Source organism: Flagellimonas algicola (assembly GCF_005937185.1).
Taxonomy (GTDB): domain Bacteria; phylum Bacteroidota; class Bacteroidia; order Flavobacteriales; family Flavobacteriaceae; genus Flagellimonas; species Flagellimonas algicola.
On record NZ_VCNI01000002.1, the window covers coordinates 1042348 to 1060853 of the forward strand.

Consider the following 18506-nt stretch of genomic DNA (forward strand, 5'->3'; position numbering starts at 1 on the left):
AAACTAAATGATGGGAATAAGATCTTACATACGACATCTTTTGAAGAATAAGCTATATGGTATTGTCACCGTACTCGGGTTTGCCATTTCCATGACCTTTGTTTTACTGCTGAGCATCTATATTCAGGAGGAGTTGGCAGTGGATGAATTTCATGTCAACAAAGACCGAATTTATAGAATGGAGAATGAAGCGGTTGATTTTTCACCTCCAATTGCCCAAGACCTGAAAAATAGCATCCCAGAAATTGAAAGTTTTACGAGGGTTCTAGACAGCGATGCCAGAATTTCCACCGCGGATAGCCAAAAAATGAAATTTGATTATTTGGGTGTTGACACCTCTTTTTTTGAGATGTTTTCCTTTCCCTTGATAAAAGGAAGACCCAAAGAAGTATTGCAGACTCCCAATAGCATTGTCTTGTCCAAGTCCTTGGCGTTGCGCCTTTTTGGAACCCTTGATGTTGTTGACAAACAGGTTTCCATTAACACCGAGCACAAGTTTATGGTTACTGGAATCATGGAGGATTTTCCAAAAAATACGCACTTTAAGGCCCAAGACGCCATTGTTAACTTTAAGGCCTTCAAAACACTCTGGGGTTTTGAAACCATTTTGGAAGAATACGGATTTGCATCCGTGAGCATATATTTTTTGGCAAAACCCAATACCAACCTTCCAGCCAAAGCCCCAGAAATCTTGGAACGGTTTAAAAAGGACTATTGGCTTTATAAGGATGGCTGGGCCAACTCCTTGGTGTTTACGCCACTCCAAGACCTTTATTTTAGCCCTAAAGAAGGTAATGGGACCCAGAGTAACAGCAAGACCTTAGTGCTTGTTTTGTCCATTATTGTTTTGCTCATCTTGATTTTGGCCATCGGCAACTACATCAACCTTACCATAGCCCAAGCGACCTTTAGGGGTAAAGAAGTGGCCATAAAAAAACTGTTGGGAAGCTCCAAAGGAAGTTTGCTGCTTCAATTTGTTAGGGAATCCATGCTCCTCACGGGTATTGCACTGTTTTTATCATTGTTTTTATTGAAATTGGTGGAACCTGTTTTCAATTCCCTTTTAAACACCCAAATTGACCTGGATGCCAAAATTGGTTTCTGGAACTTGCTGAAAATCGTATCTGTATTTGGCTTTATTGGGGCATTTTCTGGGTTTATCCCAGCACTCAAAATATCAAGCTTTAGACCCATTGAAGTTGTTCGGGGGCAATTAAGGAAAAAGGCAAAAACAGTTTATGGTAAAGTATTCATCACTTTTCAATATACGGTTACCATAGGCCTATTAACCTGTAGTTGGATCATTGTTAAGCAAACCAACTTTTTGCGCAGCAAGGAGCTGGGATTCTCAAAAGACAACATTGTACAAATTGAATATTTAGGGGCGATGAACGAAAAGGCAACCATTAAAAATGCCTTGCTCAACATCCCAGAGGTAGAACATGTTTCGCTGACCTGGCAAAGCCCACTTGATGGAGGCAGCAATCAGACTTTTGATTATAACGGAAAGCCTATGAGTTTTCAAGAAATCGCTATTGATTCCTCTTTTTTCAAGGTTTTCGATATAAAAATGATCCCTACCCAAGCTGCTAAAGCGGAAAATGGGGTGTATCTGAACGAAGCCGCAATCAGCGCACTGGAAATTGCGGATGATCCAGTGTCATTCAAGATGGAGGAATTTACCGTACCCATTATTGGTATTACCAACAACTTTAATTTCAACCATTTACGCGAGAATATTGGGCCATTAATGCTTAGACATTTGGGAGAGTCCTTTTACCCCCAAAACATCTTCGTTCGGATTAATGGGAAGGGGATGTTCAAAACCTTGGACGAGATAAAGTCCACTTACGCTGGTCTTTTGGACAAAACCCCGTTTGAAGTCAGGTTTGTGGACGAAACCATTAATAATTGGTACATCAAAGAAGAACGAACAGGGAAGATCATTGGATATTTTACCCTGTTATCGTTTATTATTTCCGTAATGGGTATAGTAGCAATGTCTGTTTTCTATATGCAGCAACGAAGAAAGGAAGTGGGAATCAGAAAGGTGAACGGCGCATCAATTACGCAAATTCTGTCCATGTTGAACAAGGATTATATTAAATGGGTGGGAGTTGCATTTGTTTTAGCTGTGCCCATATCCTGGTACGCGCTACAAAGTTGGCTGCAAGGCTTTGCATATAAAACAACCATTAGCTGGTGGGTTTTTGCCTTGAGTGGTTTAACAGCACTATGTATTGCCCTATTAACTGTTAGTTGGCAAAGTATTAAAACAGCAGCGGCCAACCCTGTTGAGGCGCTTAGAGATGAATAAACGAATTGGCTTTTAGAGATCAATCAAAACAAAGAGAATCATGATAAAGCATAACATTATTGTATTTTTTAGGAGCATCAAAAGGAGTAAAAGCTCATTCCTCATCAATATGATAGGCCTGTCAACAGGTATGGCTTGTACATTATTGATTTCACTTTGGGTGATGGACGAGCTAGGTGTGGATAAATTTCATGAAAAAAATGATCGCATCTTTCAGGTCATAGAGCATCTAAATTTTTCAGACGGGGTCCAGACCATGATTGAAACTTTTGGGCCAATGGCAGAACTGTTGGTTACGGAATTCCCCGAAGTGGAATACGCTTCGGAAGCGATTCCACCTTCTTGGTTTGGCAAACATAATCTTTCAACAGACGAGAAAAGTATCAAGGCCGTTGGTCAAATTGTTGGAAAAGACTATTTCAATATTTTTTCCTTTGGATTGATTTTAGGGAATAAAGCGCAAGTACTTAAGGACCCCAACTCAATAGTACTTTCCAAAAGCTTGGCCATATCCTTATTTGGCACTACTGAAAATAGTATAGGCAAAGCGATATCTTTTGAGGAAGACAAACAGTTTATGGTTTCAGGAGTTTATGAGGATACTCCTTCGAATTCCACTATCCAGTTTGATTTTGCGCTATCTTCCCACGCATATAAGGACCTTCCTCCGTGGAATTCCCTCCATTCTTGGAATGGTAGCGGCCCTCAGGTTTACGTGCTGTTAAAAGAAGGGACAAACATCAACGCATTTAATGAAAAGGTGGATAGGTTACGAAAAAGCACCAATGAAAAATCCATCAGAACTGCAGTACTTGTTCCTTTCTCCAAACATTACCTCCATGGCACTTATGAAAATGGAAAACAGGTAGGGGGTCGTATCCAATATGTAAAGCTATTCTCCATTATTGCCTTGATCATCCTTGTCATAGCATGCATCAATTTTATGAATCTTTCCACGGCAAGAGCTACCAAAAGACTAAAGGAAATTGGTGTAAAGAAAGCCGTTGGTGCAAACCGAAGGATATTTATTACGCAGTTTCTTGGCGAATCTCTTTTAATGGCATTCATGGCGTTGATTTTTTCAGTTACTATGGTAACACTCTTTCTTCCACAGTTCAATGTTATTGTAGGAAAACAGTTGGCTTTAACTTTTAGCGCCAATCTTATTTTTATCATTCTGGGGATTACAATTTTCACTGGAATAATTGCTGGCAGCTATCCGGCGATTTACCTTTCGGGATTTAATGCTATTACCATTCTTAAAGGAAAATTGGATCAATCTCTTGGCGAGATTTGGACAAGGAAAGGGTTGGTAATTATACAATTTTCACTTTCTATTGTATTGATAGCTTCAGTGTTGGTGGTGTATAAGCAGATGCAATATGTGCAAAACCAAAATTTGGGGTATGAACAGGACAATATTGTCCATTTTAATCTAGAAGGACAGATTAAAAAGCAAAGAGAAGCATTTATTGCCGAGCTAAAGAAGCTGCCAGGGATACAAAATGCGTCCAGTACCACACACAACATGGTGGGTCATAATTGGTCGGTAGGGTTGGATTGGGAAGGAAGAGATGAAAGAAACATAGCTTTTCAAGTTGCTGGTGTTGATTATGATTTTATTGAGACAATGGATATGGATATTGTGGCGGGCCGAGGTTTCAGCAGGGAATTTGGAGCTGACAGTACTGGGCTAGTTTTTAACCAAACAGCCATTCAAACTATGAATATTAAAGATCCTATTGGCAAAATAGTACGGGGCTTTTATGGTGAAGGAACCATTATAGGCGTGGTCAAAGATTTTCATTTTAAATCCTTGCATGATAAGGTAGAACCGTTGTTCATGACCATGATGCCCCAAGCCACGAAAAAGATTATGGCCAGAATTGAAGCGGGTATGGAAAAAGAGGTACTAGCTGAAATACAACATCTCTATAAAACATTTAACCCAAGTTTGCCTTTTGAATATGAGTTCTTGGACAAAAACTTTCAAAAGCTTTATAAGTCAGAGCAGCGTGTGGCTTCTTTATCAAAGTATTTTGCTGGTTTGGCCGTATTGATTTCATGTCTTGGATTGTTTGGCTTGGTTATTTTTACCATCGAAAGAAGGCGTAAAGAAATCAGTATTCGCAAAGTTTTGGGCCAAAAAGCTTCGCAAATAACAGTCATGCTTTCAAGCGAATTTGCGAAATTGGTTTTGGCATCAGCAATTATTGCTTTGCCCATTGCCTATCTATTGATCAGTAATTGGCTTTCAAGTTTTTCGTATCATATTTCCTTGAATTTTTGGTACTTTTTGTCTGCTGGTCTATTAGCAATGGTCATTGCAATGTTAACAGTGGGATCCCAGACCATAAGTGCCGCAAATAAAAACCCGGTCGGAGGTTTAAGGGAGGAATAAAAAATAAATCAACACGAATAAAAACAGATTATGTTATTACAACTAAACAACATATTTAAATGGGTCAACTCTGGAGGCCAACGTATCTTTTTATTGAAAGATATCAACCTTGAAGTCCAGGAAGGGGAGTTTATTTCTGTGATGGGTCCGTCAGGTTCAGGAAAGTCAACTTTGCTAAATGTCATAGGAATGCTGGACGGGTTTGAAGAAGGAGAATACCATTTTTTGGATGAGTCGGTACATAACCTTAGGGAGAAGCACCGCGCCAATTTATACAAGGAATATATTGGGTTTGTTTTCCAGCAATATCATTTGTTGGACGATCTTACTGTTCAGGAAAATCTGGAAATGCCGTTGCTTTACAAAAAATTGAAAGGCGCTGAACGTAAGGCCAAGGTTGCCGATATGTTGGATCGATTTAATATTGTGGGTAAAAAGGATCTGTTTCCTGCTCAACTGAGTGGAGGTCAACAGCAATTGGTGGGGATAGCAAGGGCATTGATTTCCAACCCAAAATTGATTCTAGCGGATGAGCCTACAGGAAACCTGAATTCCAAACAAGGGGAAGAAATCATGGATTTGTTCAAACAGTTGAATGAGGAAGGGGTAACCATCATTCAGGTGACACATTCCGAAAAAAATGCAGCCTATGGTTCCAGGATCATCAATTTGTTGGATGGAAGAATGATTTGAAAAATAGGGGCTGGTTGAATTCACTTATCTATGCGGGAATGCATGGAAAAACCAACCTGCTTGTTTAAAAATCTTCGAGCGAATTAGTGTAATTCGTGTCCAACCATTGCTTATATTTTAATTCTGGTAAAAGCAAGTAACCTAAGCCAGTTCCGCTAGCTCTTTTCCCACCAAACTTCCCAATGCAACGCCCATACCACCCAAACGAACACCACAACTTATGTTGTTGGACAGCTGTTTGACTATGGGCGATTTCTGTTTTCCAACGCCCATGATTCCACTCCATCTTTGGGCGATTTCAACTTGCTGTTGGGGCAGAATAACGGTGTTCAATAATTTTTCAAGATGGTCTTGAATCAGTTTGGTTTGACCAAAATTGGAGGTTTCCTCGGTTTTCAAATCCAAGTTTCTGCCACCACCAAACAAAATTCGGTCATCTATATTCCTGAAGTAATAATAGCCTTGATCAAAATGGAAAGTGCCTTTGATCCTTAGGTTTTTGATCGGGGCTGTGATCAATACTTGTGCCCGGGCAGGCACTACGTTTTCGGTTGGAAGCAGTTTTGAGGCAAACCCGTTGGTGGCCACAAGCACTTTTTTACTTTTAAAATTAAAATGACTTGTTCCTACGACAGCGGAGTTCCCCAAATCGGATAGTTCTTCCACAGTTATACCATTGAGGATATGAATGCTCTTTTTTAGGCATTTTTGAAGAAGGGTCTTCATCATTAGACCCGTGTCCAGCTGTCCTTCAAACTGCTGCGTAATGTAGTTGGATTGAATCTGTCCAAATCCAAAGAGATTGTCACTTTTCACAAAAGGATCTTGTCCAAAAATGGGCTTAAGTAGCTTGTTCAAACTACCCATTTCTGCCAAGCATTGTTCAAACAAAGTAGAACCGCTGTCAAGAAAGAGTTCATGCCCTCCTTGCTCTTGAAAACCAATATTGTCATCGCCCAAAAGCTTTCGCATTAATTGGATGCCCTGGTAGCGCCTTTGTACCAGCGCAAACACTTCCTCCTCTGAATGTGATTTTAGGTCTGATAGGATTTCAGAGATGCTTCCAAAACAGGCAAATCCTGCATTCTTGGTACTGGCTCCTTGGGGAAGACTCCCTTTTTCCAACACCAAAATTTTACTTTGCGGATACTTTTCCCTCAAATGTAAGGCACAGTTAAGGCCTACTATACCACTTCCCACAATGGTAAAGTCTACCTTAGAAAACCACGTTTTATGTTCCCAGTAGCTTAGGTGCATTAAATCCTATTTATACTCTTTCAGTTCAAAGTACAAAAAACCCCGATGTAAATCGGGGTTAGGGTTAATCTTGATATTTTGGATCCATCTCAAAATCCTCCATGAATTTGGTGGTATAATTACCGGCCAAGTAATCTGGATGGTCCATGAGCTGTCTATGGAATGGAATGGTGGTTTTCACTCCTTCGATCACAAACTCGTCCAGTGCCCTTCGCATTTTGTTGATGGCCTCCTCTCTTGTCTGGGCCGTGGTAATCAACTTAGCGATCATGGAATCGTAGTTTGGCGGAATCATATACCCACTATATACGTGGGTATCCAAACGTATTCCGTGACCTCCTGGAGTATGCAAAGTGGTTATTTTACCTGGAGATGGCCTAAAGTCGTTATATGGGTCTTCCGCATTGATCCTACACTCAATGGAATGCAATTTGGGTAAGTAGTTCTTTCCTGATATAGGAACACCACCAGCCACCAAAATCTGTTCCCGGATCAAATCGTAATCCACCACCTGTTCCGTAATGGGATGCTCCACTTGAATTCGGGTGTTCATCTCCATGAAATAGAAATTTCGGTGTTTGTCCACCAAAAACTCCACAGTTCCTGCACCTTCATATTTGATAAATTCAGCTGCCTTTACAGCGGCTTTTCCCATTTCGTCCCTAAGTGAATCTGTCATAAAGGGGGATGGGGTTTCCTCCGTTAACTTCTGGTGTCTACGTTGCACGGAACAGTCACGTTCCGATAAGTGGCAGGCTTTTCCAAATTGGTCACCCACAATTTGAATTTCAATATGGCGTGGCTCTTCAATGAGTTTTTCCATGTACATTCCCCCATTGCCAAAAGCAGCTGTGGCCTCTTGCACTGCACTTTCAAAGTTGGGTTCCATTTCTTCTTCGGACCAAATGGCACGCATTCCTTTACCTCCGCCACCAGCTGTGGCCTTGATCATAACGGGATATCCCATTTTCTTGGCCGTCTTTTTAGCATCTTCCACATCTTTCAACAAACCGTCAGATCCTGGGACGCAGGGCACACCTGCCTTTTTCATGGTCTCTTTGGCTGTAGCTTTATCACCCATTTTGTCAATCTGTTCCCCAGACGCACCAATGAACTTAATCTCATGTTCTGCACAAATCTTGGAGAATTTGGAGTTTTCCGAAAGAAATCCGTATCCTGGATGAATGGCATCGGCATTGGTAATTTCCGCTGCCGCTATAATATTGGGAATTTTCAAATAGGACTCATTACTTGGCGCTGGACCTATACAAACAGCTTCGTCTGCAAATCGAACGTGAAGACTTTCCTCATCCGCTTTGGAATATACCGCTACGGTTTTGATTCCCATTTCTTTGCAGGTTCGAATAATTCGAAGGGCAATTTCTCCCCTATTCGCAATCAATACCTTTTTAAACATAATACCTTGAATTTTCAATGCTCAAATTCCAAATTCCAAAGCGTTTATTGGTATTTGGAGCTTGGGTATTGTGATTTAAATTAAGATGGGTCAACCAAAAACAGAGGCTGATCAAATTCAACAGGTGAGGAATCTTCCACCAATACCTTCACAATTTTTCCAGAGACTTCGGATTCAATATCGTTGAAGAGTTTCATGGCTTCAATAACACAAAGAACGTCTCCTTGGCTTATGGCACTTCCCACCTCAACAAATGCTGGTTTGTCCGGGGCGGGTTTTCTATAAAAGGTTCCTATGATAGGAGATTTGATGGTAATGTATTTTGAATCATCCGCTGCGGGTTCTGGAGAACTGGCTGCAGGAGCTGGTGCTTCAGGTGCTGCAGGAGCAGGAGCAACTGGCACCGCCGGGGCTTGCGCCATTGGAATTTGTTGAACAATAGTGGTCTCTGGTGTAGCGGTTGTGCTACCCGTTCGGATGGTGATTTTCACGTCTTCCATCTCCAGCTTTACTTCGCTGGCACCAGATTTGGCTACGAACTTGATTAAACTCTGAATTTCCTTAATGTCCATGGAATATGATTTAGTTAGTTGTGCAATTTATGAATTGTACGCCCATTTTAAATAAATGGCGCCCCAGGTAAAACCACCCCCGAAAGCAGCAAAAATTAAATTGTCACCTTTCTTAAGTTGCTTTTCATAATCGTGCAACAACAAGGGCAGTGTTGCCGAAGTGGTATTTCCGTATTTATGTATGTTGATCATTACTTTATCGTGCTCCAAGCCCATCCGTTTGGCTGTGGCATCTATAATTCTTTTGTTGGCCTGATGTGGCACCAACCAGTTTACATCTTCATGGGTAAGTCCGTTGCGCTCCATAACCAAGGCAGAAACGTCGGCCATGTTGGACACAGCAAACTTGAAAACCGATTTTCCATCCTGATTGACAAAATGCTGTTTGTTCCTCACCGTTTCTTCAGAAGCGGGAAGAATAGACCCACCTGCTTCAATTTTCAAAAACTGACGCCCTACACCATCGGTACGCAAATGTTCATCCTGCAGCCCTAAACCTTCATCATTGGCCTCAAAAAGGACTGCACCAGCTCCATCGCCAAAAATGATACATGTGGTTCGATCCGTATAATCTATAATGGAGGACATCTTATCTGCTCCGATCAACAATACCTTTTTGTATTTGCCCGACTCTATATAACTGGACGCGGTTGACATACCATATAAAAAACTAGAGCATGCAGCTTGCAGGTCGTAAGAGAATGCATTGGCAGCTCCAATTTCGGATGCTACATAAGCGGCTGTTGCGGCCACGGGAAGGTCGGGAGTGGCTGTAGCCACCAAAACAAAATCAATTTCCAATGGATCCAGCCCGCGTTTTGCAATCAAATCCTCAGCGGCTTTTATGGCCATGAAGGATGTGCCTTGGTTCTCTTCTTTTAAGATTCTACGTTCTTTGATTCCTGTTCTGGTAGTGATCCATTCATCGTTGGTATCTACCATGGTTTCCAACACTTTGTTGGACAAAACAAATTCTGGAACATACGCCCCCACAGCTGTAATAGCTGCCGTAGTTTTCTTCATATTAGTGTCTTTTTTTGTCAAAAACGTTCAAATTTGACCCAAAAGCTGTGAAAATTAGTCATTTTATATGACTTTTTAGGCAAAAAAGGGTTTTTTTGGATTTAAGTACGATCCATAAAAAAACTCCCGCTGTTCATCAACGGGAGTTGTAATTTCTTTGTAAGAAATCCGCCATTAGGCAGCAGTTTCCTCTTCTGTTTTGTCAATCAAGACTTGACCACGGTAATACAATTTACCCTCATGCCAATGCGCTCTGTGGTACAGGTGCATTTCTCCTGTTACAGAATCTTTGGCAATGGTAGGGGCAGTGGCCTTATAGTGGGTTCTTCTTTTGTCCCTTCTGGTTTTTGATATTTTTCTTTTAGGATGTGCCATTTTAACCTATTTATCCGTTAATAACTTCTTTAAATCGTCCCATCTGGGATCCGTTTTATCTGATTCTTCTTTGATTTCTTTTGGCTGAAGTTCTTCCAGCTTGTCCAAGATTTCTGATTTCAATGATCCATCCATAACACCGGGATGAACCCTTTTTGGAGGTACCGCTAATGCCAACATTTCATATACATATTGGGCTATGTTGATACGGTACTCACCATGGGGAATGATCAATATTTCATCGTTCTCGTTGTTGTACTCCTCCCCAAATTTGATGACCAGGTTTAACTGGGATGCAATGGGCAAATCAAAAGGTTCCCCGGTCAAATCACAATCCACGTTTACTGTTCCTTCCGCCTCAAGCTCCAACTCCATCATATTGTTCATCTTGTCCAAAATGGTGATAAGTCCTATTGCGGCATCATTAAATTCTTGGTATTCAAAAGATTCAAAGAACGTATTGTCAATCTTATACTCAAACGTGTGCTTTCCCAACTTCAGTCCTGAAAAAGGAATAAAAAACTCCTTTAGCTCCATCATATATACACTTAAGGTTTGTGTACCAGCCCCATAAAGGCGGGGGCAAAGATACTACTTATTTATAAATCTACAATTCCAAAACCATATTTATGGCCTCGTTCGGTAAATTTTAACTTGCCTTTTTTGTCTTTTGTTTTTGCAGTGGATTTTTATTGAGCTTTATATACTCTTCCCTGTTCCGTAAAACCTGTATGGCGGCAAACACCGCTTCCTTAAAGGAACTCTCATCCGCTTCGCCTTTCCCAGCTATTTCATAGGCGGTTCCGTGATCTGGAGAGGTTCGCACCTTGGACAGTCCGGCTGTGTAATTCACCCCTTTGCCAAAGGAGAGTGTTTTGAATGGAATAAGTCCTTGATCGTGGTAAGCTGCCAAGACCGCATCAAAATTTTCATGGGTGTTGGAGCCAAAAAAGCTGTCCGCCGAATAAGGCCCGTAAACCAAGATTCCCTTGTTGAACAGTTCTTGCACTGCGGGTTTAAGAATTTTATCGTCTTCCTCCCCTATGGTGCCATTGTCCCCACTATGTGGGTTGATTCCAAGCAACGCAATTTTAGGTTTTCTGATTCCGAAATCCATTTTAAGGGAATTGACCATGGTAGCTACCTTGTCTCGGATCAATTTTGGTGTTATGGCCTCGGCAACATCCTTAACGGCAATATGATCCGTTAACAATCCAACGCGCAACGAATCGGCTACCATGAACATCAAGCTTTCCCCATGTAGTTCTTGGGCCAGAAAATCGGTGTGACCAGGAAACTTAAAATCTTCGGCTTGGATATTGTTTTTGTTGATAGGAGCTGTGACCAGCACATCAATTTTATCGGTCTTTAGGGCTTGCACTGCAGCCCGAAGGGACTTAATTGCATATTTGCCCCCTTCCTCTGTTGCTTTTCCAAACTCAATTTTGGGAACTTCCTTCCACACATTTACGATATTGATTTTTCCCTCAATTACTTGGGAAGCATCCCGGACTCCATTAAAACCAACATTCAATCCCAATTCATTCTTTTGTTGGGAAATGATTTTGTTGGAGGCAAAGATTACAGGGGTACAAAAATCCATCATCCGTGGATCCAAAAAGGTTTTTAAGGCTACCTCACAGCCAATTCCGTTTAAATCCCCAATGGAGATTCCAAGTTTTATTTTTCCCTTTTCCTTCATAAAATTTATGCCGTTATGGCTACATTTACGCTACAAAACTACTCAATTAAAAAGATTCATGTTTACTGGTATTATTGAGACCTTGGGAAGGGTAGAAAAGTTGGAAAGAGAGGGCGATAATTTGAATATTACCATTTCATCCAAAATAACTCCAGAACTAAAAATTGACCAAAGTGTGGCCCATAATGGTGTGTGTCTTACCGTGGTCAAAAAAGAGGAGAATGCCTATACGGTAACTGCTATTGAAGAAACCCTGAACAAGACCAATTTAGGAGAACTAAAGGTTGGTGATCAGGTGAATCTTGAAAGGGCCATGGTATTGGGAGCACGATTGGATGGGCATATTGTTCAAGGTCATGTAGATCAAACTGCCACTTGCGTTGCATCTGAAGAAAAAGATGGAAGCTGGATATTTACCTTTCAATACGATTCAAGTTTGAATAATGTAACCATTGAGAAGGGATCCATAACGGTTGATGGGGTGAGTTTGACTGTTGTTGATTCCAAAAAAGACAGCTTTAGTGTGGCCATTATTCCCTATACCCACGAGCATACCAGATTTAATGCCTATAAAAAGGGAACTACGGTTAACCTGGAGTTTGATGTCATCGGTAAGTATGTGGCTCGTCTGTTGGACATGCGAGGCTAGACTCAAGACTAGGTGCCAAGGCCATTGTCTATTGACGAAGCGGTCTAGAGTTTTGATTCTTGTGCTATACCTTAACAAAGATTTTCCTTTTATACATCACATAGGCCAAAAGGCAGTAGAAGGAAACAACAGCAAGACCATACAACATGGATGAGAATTTCATGGACATAAAATCATGCACAAAGAGATTGTTGAACAACCACCCATGAATAGAGTTTTCTCCGTCCACTTTGATTAGATAAAACAACTTGGTAACAAAGCTAGATAAAAAGTAAACGACAATTGCGTTTGCGCCTGCATACCTGAAAATACTTCCAAACTGGATATTCTTTACATCAGTCAGGAAATAAATCAAAGCCAAAAATATGTTGGCCCAACCTGCGGTTACCAGTACAAAACTACTGGTCCAAAGAGCTTTGTTGATAGGAAAGGCTAGATCCCAAAGGTGTCCCAAAACCACTAGTGCGGCACCCAAAATCAACATGAGTTTGGTTTTGTCCTCCCTTTTTGAAGTCAAGATCAAGCCTGTAAAGATGCCCAGTAAAGAACTTACAATGGCAGGAATAGTACTCAGCAAGCCCTCAGGGTCGTAATCCGGTTTGTAGTTATGGGTGCCAAAAATTTGTACATCCAAATAGTTGGCAAAATTGTTGGGAGCCCTTTCCAAGGTAGAAGCAACACCTTCCACAGGAATCAGCGTCATCAAGGCCCAGTATCCCAACAGCAGGGTAACCGATAGCACTATAAGTTTTTTCCAATTAAGATTTAAGAACAGGATGGCCGCAAAAAAGAAAACAACGCCAATACGTTGGAGCACGCCTGGAAAACGGATGGCCTCAAATTCCTTGATAAAGGGGAAACTTATAGTAAAAGCGCCAAGAAACAATCCTAGTCCTATAAGCTTAAGACTTCTGATGGTAATCTTTTTATAGGTGGAGGCCTCAGCCTTTTTGTTTTTATAGGCAAAAACTATGGATGTTCCCACAATGAACAGGAAAAATGGAAACACCAAATCTGTTGGGGTATATCCATGCCACTTGGCGTGCAAAAGAGGTGCATATACATTGGACCAAGTTCCAGGAGTGTTCACCAAGATCATCAAAACAATGGTTAAACCCCTAAAAATGTCAACTGCCAGAATCCTGTTCTTCATGATAGTCTATAATATGTCATCTTTCATTTTACCCCAAACCCGAATAAGCAACAATCCAGAAACCAATGCTATGGCAGACATGATTATTGCAGAAGTGGTTTTTCCATAAATCCAGTGTCCCGTAGAGAACATTAGGGAGTAAATCAGAACTACCCCAAGCAGCATTGCACTTATTCCTGAGGGTACCGTCCACTTTTCACCATTATCAATTTCTATACCTGAGGTTTTGGCTTCATCAACCACCTTGCTCCATCCTGGGCCTCCAGGTTGTATTTTTTTGTAAAAGGACTGCAAAACTTCTTTGGACTCAGGTTGCGTAACAAAAGTGGCTGTCAACCAGATAATACTGGTAATGATCATTACAAAAGGAATTTCTCCCCAATCCGGAAAAACGCCTCCATCTGTGGCAAATAACATTGGGCCTAAAGGGGTCGCTTTCAAAAGGATAGACAAGATTCCCGATGCGAACATGGCCGAAATCTCTGTCCAGGCGTTAATTCGCCACCAGAACCATCGAAGGATGAAAATGAGCCCTGTTCCCGCTCCAAAAAGCAAAAGCATGTCAAAAATCTGCATGGCATTTTGCATAGCCAAGGCCAAAAAGGCACTTAATACCATCAATATTACGGTAGACAATCGGCCTACGTTAACCATTTGTTTTTCGGTAGCGTCTGGATTGATTTGTTTCTTGTAGAAATCAAAAACGATATACGAAGACCCCCAATTCAATTGGGTAGATATTGTGCTCATATAAGCAGCTACCAAAGAGGCCAAAACCAGCCCTAAAAGCCCGCTGGGCAATTTGGTAAGCATAGCTGAATACGCCAAATCATGACCTAGTTTATCTTCACTAACGTTTGGAAAGGCCTCAGCAATACTGGCGATATCCGGATATACAACCAAGGAGGCCAAAGCAACCAAAATCCACGGCCAAGGTCTTAGTGCATAGTGCATGATATTAAAAAAGAAGGTGGCACCGATGGCATGATTTTCATTTTTTGCTGCCAACATACGTTGCGCAATATATCCACCCCCACCCGGTTCCCCTCCAGGATACCAGGAACTCCACCATTGCACGGCTAATGGAATAACCAGTAAGGTAATCACCATTTTAGTATCGCTAAGTTCAGGGAGGATATCCATTTTGGACTTTACCAGCTCATTGGACATCATAGCACTTACTCCTCCTACTTCCGGAAGGTTCACAAGATAGAATGCAGCTCCGATGGCACCTACCATGGCGACAAAAAACAGAAGGAAATCGCTATAGACAACCCCCTTAAATCCGCCAAGAGCACTAAAAATAACCGTAATCAATCCTGCACCAACCACCGTTACCCAAGGCTCCAGGTCTAACATAACCCCTCCAATCTTTATGGCTGCGAGGGTTACCGCGGACATGGTAATCACATTGAATATCAATCCAAGATAAATAGCTCTAAATTTTCGCAAAAAACTAGCGGGCTTGCCCCCATAGCGCAACTCATAAAACTCAAGATCCGTATTGACATTTGACTTACGCCATAGTTTGGCATAAACAAATACCGTCAACATACCTGTGAGCAAAAAGCACCACCAACCCCAGTTGCCAGAAACCCCTGTGTTACGGACAAAATCGGTCACCAAATTGGGCGTGTCCGTTGAAAAAGTGGTGGCCACCATTGACATTCCCAAGAGCCACCATGGCATGCTCCGGCCTGATAAAAAGTATTCTGTTGAGTTTTTCCCGGATTTTTTGGAAACGTACACACCGATGAAAAGTACAATTGCGAAAAATCCGAAGATTATGAAATAATCTAATGTTCGTAAGTCCATTTGGTTAAAGTTGGTTAACCACTAAAGGTATGATTTTTTGGGATACCTTTGCCCATTGTTCGCTAAACATCAACTTTGACCCTATCGACAACATTGGAGCCTTCTTTAATGGCTTGGAGCTTAGCTTTTACAGCTACTTTTTTAATGGGGACTTCCAAAGCTGGGCTGAAGGGGCTCGCCACTTTTAACGTAACCTTACTGGCATTGGCATTCGGGGCTCGTATGTCCACCGGATTGATTATTCCTCTACTTATTGTGGGGGATATTTTTGCGGTTATTTATTATAATAGGCACACCCAATGGAAGTACATTGTCAAATTCTTGCCATGGATGATTTCCGGAATTTTGATTGGGGTCATACTTGGGAAAGACTTGCCAGAACAGGAATTTAAGCTGGGAATGGTCATCGTTATTTTTATCAGTTTGGGACTGTTGATTTGGTGGGACAAACGTAAATCCAGCCAAATACCAACTCATTGGTTGTTTGCAGGACCTATTGGAATTATGGCGGGAATTTGTACGATGATCGGGAACCTTGCCGGTGCATTTACCAATATATTTTTTCTGGCCATGAGGCTTCCAAAAAACGAATTTGTGGGCACGGCTGCCTGGCTATTTTTTATCACCAATCTTTTTAAACTGCCCTTTCACATCTTTGTTTGGAAAACCATTACATGGGAAACGCTACTTATCAATGTAAAGTTACTGCCCGCCATCGCATTGGGGCTAATTACCGGGGTCTTGGTGGTAAAAAGGATCAACGACAAAAACTATAAGCGTTTTATTTTGATTGTTACTGGAATTGGCGCTGTAGTTATGCTGATCAGGTAAGACTACCCGTTGTTCAATTCTTTAGAAAGTTTTTCCAAGTCAGCATTGGTGAGTGGCTTGGTGATATATCCCTTGATAAAATCGTATTGTTTGGAAAGATTAAGGTCCTCAGGGGCTATTGAAGATGTAAGGATATGGATTTGGACTCCCATTTTGATTGCTGCGGGTCCGTCTTTCAATTCTTCCAGTAACTCCCAGCCATTCATAACAGGCATATTAATATCCAATAGCACCAGCTCGGGTAACTTTGAAGGGGTTTCTGCTAAATGCACCAGTTCCTGGTACACTTGGAGTCCATTCTCAAAATGTGAAATCTCATCAGTTAATCCTGAGCTTTTGATCAATACCTCCGCCACTTCACGAAATACAAAGTCGTCATCTACCACAAATACCTTGGGTTTTGTCATTGCTTGTTGTTTTTGGGATTCGGAAAAGTGAGTGTAAAAGTAGCTCCATGACCTTCTTTGCTATTGGTGACTATTTGGGCGTTCATGGCATCCATTTGGTTTTTTGAAATAAACAGCCCAACTCCTTTTGCATCCTTGTTGCCATGAAACGTTTTGTACATGCCAAATAAGTTTGAGCCATGTTTTTCCAAATTGATACCCTTGCCATTATCTTGGAACGAAATGACGGTTTGATCAATCTCTCCTTTTGCTTTTATTTTAATGACCAGTTTCTTTTTGGGGTCCCTGTACTTCAAACTATTGGTCAATAGGTTTAGGAAAATACTGGAAATGTAGGCGCTCATTCCATATACCTTGAGGTCTTTTGGCACAGCTATTTCAATGCTAGGTTGGATTTCATCGATATGTGCATTTATACTTTCCAGCACGTTGTCCAAAGTTGTTTTAATGGAAACCCATTGGGATTTTTGGTTATGGTCTGTTTGAATTTTGATAACCTCGTTCAGTTGTACTACGGTTTCATCCAATCGTTCTGATGATATTCGGATCATTTCCAGAAAGCGTTGTTGTTTGGCAGGTGCTATATTATCCAACAACATTCCTGTAAGCATGGAAAGATTACTGGAATTTGACCGAAGGTTATGTGACACAATATGGGCAAAGTTCAGCAAGCTTTTGTTTTGTTTTTCGGTGGTACTCAATAACTGCCGTAGCCTATTGTCCGCTTTTTTGATTCTGGAAACATCGGTGTTCGCACCTATCATTCGTAGTGCTGTTCCATTTTCATCCCTAAAAACTTTCCCTCTGCCATGGATATGTCTAATGGTGCCATCGGCAGTGATAATTCGAAATTCAGTGTTGAATTCCTTTTTGCCCTCAATGGCAAGTTCAACCTCCTTTAAACTTTTTTCTTTGTCCTCTGGATGAATAGTCTGTTCCCAGGCGGCAACCTCGCCACTGAATTCGTTTCTATCTATTTGGTAGAGATCATACATATTGTCGTCCCACACCAAAATATTATTCACAATGTCGTAGTCCCAAATTCCAATATTGGAACTTTCAACGGCAACCCTCATCCGATTCGTCAGCACCTTGATTTTGTCGTTGCTACGTTTGGATTTATCAATATCCTTGAATACCCCAAACAACCTCACGGCTTTGCCGTTGATCATTTCTGCTTTACCAATGGCCCTGACCCATTTTTCATTGCCTTTTGCTGTAACTATAATGAGTTCTACGTCGTAGGGCGAGCCATTTTCGATGGCTTCAGAAACCACCTCGATTATTTTGTCACGATGCTCCCCTTCCTTATAAAAGTTGATGCCAGTTTCCAAGTCGGGAACAAAATTGGCAGGAACCTCATGAATTTCCTTGGTCATCTCAGACCAAAAAATTTTGTTGTTGACCAAATCCACTTCCCAACTTCCAATTCTTGCAGTCTTTTCCGCTTGCAAGGACAAATCCAATGCAATCTTCTTTTTGGTGACATCATCAAAATAGATGTAGTAATGAGCCGATTCCGGAGATGGGTTTAACACCATCTTGTACCATTTCAATTCGTTTTTTCTAGTGATGTGGGTAATGAACTCATTAACCTGTGTTTTCTGAAAACGCTTGTTCTTTTTAATTTTAAGAAGGGACTGTTGGAGTTCGCCAATTACAGTTTCCAATTCCAAATAGCCGTCCTTGGGACGTTCCATTCCAAAAAATTCGTAGAAACTATCGGAACAGTCTTTAATATGCATGTGCTTGTCAACCAATACAATGGGGAAGGGCAAGTTTTGGATGGTTGATAGAGGCTGTTTATTGATTTTCATTCGGCTTGAAAAAAGCATTAAAATTCAAACGTAAGAAAATTCCTAATATTGCCTTTTGGTATTGACCCAAGCTCGGC

16 protein-coding genes are annotated in these 18506 nt (G+C 41.2%); 5 read left to right on the top strand and 11 right to left on the bottom strand.

Features of this window, described 5'->3' with window-relative positions; all coding sequences use genetic code 11:
- Nucleotides 1-7 precede the first annotated feature (7 nt).
- From FGG15_RS13560 to FGG15_RS13570, 3 genes are read left to right on the top strand one after another with little or no spacing between them, the layout of a single operon-like run.
- Nucleotides 8-2317 (top strand): ABC transporter permease, encoded by a 2310-nt coding sequence (locus tag FGG15_RS13560; protein ID WP_138837119.1) that lies wholly within the window; start codon nucleotides 8-10, stop codon nucleotides 2315-2317.
- Between the two features lie 40 nt (nucleotides 2318-2357).
- On the top strand, nucleotides 2358-4718 hold the full coding sequence (locus tag FGG15_RS13565) for an ABC transporter permease (RefSeq protein WP_138837121.1): 2361 nt from the start codon (nucleotides 2358-2360) through the stop codon (nucleotides 4716-4718).
- 30 nt (nucleotides 4719-4748) lie between these two features.
- Complete coding sequence (locus tag FGG15_RS13570; RefSeq protein ID WP_138837123.1) at nucleotides 4749-5411, top strand: ABC transporter ATP-binding protein; 663 nt, start codon at nucleotides 4749-4751, stop codon at nucleotides 5409-5411.
- Between the two features lie 141 nt (nucleotides 5412-5552).
- Here the strand turns inward: FGG15_RS13570 and FGG15_RS13575 are convergent, their stop codons facing one another.
- The 7 genes from FGG15_RS13575 to pdxA all read right to left on the bottom strand — a co-directional run bounded on the left by FGG15_RS13575 (nucleotide 5553) and on the right by pdxA (nucleotide 11757).
- Entirely contained in the window at nucleotides 5553-6668 is a 1116-nt protein-coding gene (locus FGG15_RS13575) for an NAD(P)/FAD-dependent oxidoreductase (RefSeq protein WP_138837125.1), read from the bottom strand.
- A gap of 64 nt (nucleotides 6669-6732) precedes the next feature.
- Nucleotides 6733-8085 (bottom strand): acetyl-CoA carboxylase biotin carboxylase subunit, encoded by a 1353-nt coding sequence (gene accC, locus FGG15_RS13580; protein WP_138837127.1) that lies wholly within the window; start codon nucleotides 8083-8085, stop codon nucleotides 6733-6735.
- Nucleotides 8086-8165: 80 nt separating this feature from the next.
- Nucleotides 8166-8657, bottom strand: a complete 492-nt coding sequence (gene accB, locus FGG15_RS13585) for an acetyl-CoA carboxylase biotin carboxyl carrier protein (protein WP_138837129.1) — start codon at nucleotides 8655-8657, stop codon at nucleotides 8166-8168.
- Between the two features lie 27 nt (nucleotides 8658-8684).
- The gene (locus FGG15_RS13590; protein ID WP_138837131.1) at nucleotides 8685-9680 is read right to left on the bottom strand and encodes a beta-ketoacyl-ACP synthase III; all 996 of its coding nucleotides are present in this window, start codon (nucleotides 9678-9680) and stop codon (nucleotides 8685-8687) included.
- Between the two features lie 174 nt (nucleotides 9681-9854).
- On the bottom strand, nucleotides 9855-10055 hold the full coding sequence (rpmF, locus tag FGG15_RS13595) for a 50S ribosomal protein L32 (RefSeq protein WP_138837132.1): 201 nt from the start codon (nucleotides 10053-10055) through the stop codon (nucleotides 9855-9857).
- 6 nt (nucleotides 10056-10061) lie between these two features.
- Nucleotides 10062-10595, bottom strand: a complete 534-nt coding sequence (locus FGG15_RS13600; RefSeq protein ID WP_138837134.1) for a YceD family protein — start codon at nucleotides 10593-10595, stop codon at nucleotides 10062-10064.
- Between the two features lie 109 nt (nucleotides 10596-10704).
- Nucleotides 10705-11757 (bottom strand): 4-hydroxythreonine-4-phosphate dehydrogenase PdxA, encoded by a 1053-nt coding sequence (gene pdxA / locus FGG15_RS13605; RefSeq protein ID WP_138837136.1) that lies wholly within the window; start codon nucleotides 11755-11757, stop codon nucleotides 10705-10707.
- Nucleotides 11758-11815: 58 nt separating this feature from the next.
- Here pdxA and FGG15_RS13610 point away from each other — a divergent pair, with 58 nt between their 5' ends.
- The gene (locus FGG15_RS13610; protein WP_138837138.1) at nucleotides 11816-12406 is read left to right on the top strand and encodes a riboflavin synthase; all 591 of its coding nucleotides are present in this window, start codon (nucleotides 11816-11818) and stop codon (nucleotides 12404-12406) included.
- Nucleotides 12407-12470: 64 nt separating this feature from the next.
- Here the strand turns inward: FGG15_RS13610 and FGG15_RS13615 are convergent, their stop codons facing one another.
- Nucleotides 12471-13559 carry an acyltransferase family protein gene (locus tag FGG15_RS13615; RefSeq protein WP_138837140.1) on the bottom strand — a complete coding sequence of 363 codons (1089 nt, stop codon included), beginning with the start codon at nucleotides 13557-13559 and terminating at the stop codon, nucleotides 12471-12473.
- A 6-nt stretch (nucleotides 13560-13565) separates the two neighbouring features.
- Nucleotides 13566-15374: a sodium:solute symporter family protein gene (locus FGG15_RS13620; RefSeq protein ID WP_138837142.1), complete on the bottom strand. Its 1809-nt coding sequence runs from the start codon at nucleotides 15372-15374 to the stop codon at nucleotides 13566-13568.
- Nucleotides 15375-15449: 75 nt separating this feature from the next.
- Here FGG15_RS13620 and FGG15_RS13625 point away from each other — a divergent pair, with 75 nt between their 5' ends.
- The gene (locus FGG15_RS13625) at nucleotides 15450-16205 is read left to right on the top strand and encodes a sulfite exporter TauE/SafE family protein (protein WP_237561820.1); all 756 of its coding nucleotides are present in this window, start codon (nucleotides 15450-15452) and stop codon (nucleotides 16203-16205) included.
- A 2-nt stretch (nucleotides 16206-16207) separates the two neighbouring features.
- Here FGG15_RS13625 and FGG15_RS13630 read toward each other — a convergent pair whose 3' ends face one another.
- Nucleotides 16208-16612: a response regulator gene (locus FGG15_RS13630; RefSeq protein WP_138837144.1), complete on the bottom strand. Its 405-nt coding sequence runs from the start codon at nucleotides 16610-16612 to the stop codon at nucleotides 16208-16210.
- On the bottom strand, nucleotides 16609-18429 hold the full coding sequence (locus FGG15_RS13635; RefSeq protein ID WP_161991970.1) for a sensor histidine kinase: 1821 nt from the start codon (nucleotides 18427-18429) through the stop codon (nucleotides 16609-16611). The genes FGG15_RS13630 and FGG15_RS13635 overlap by 4 nt, the downstream gene beginning before the upstream one ends.
- Between the last annotated feature and the right edge of the window lie 77 nt (nucleotides 18430-18506).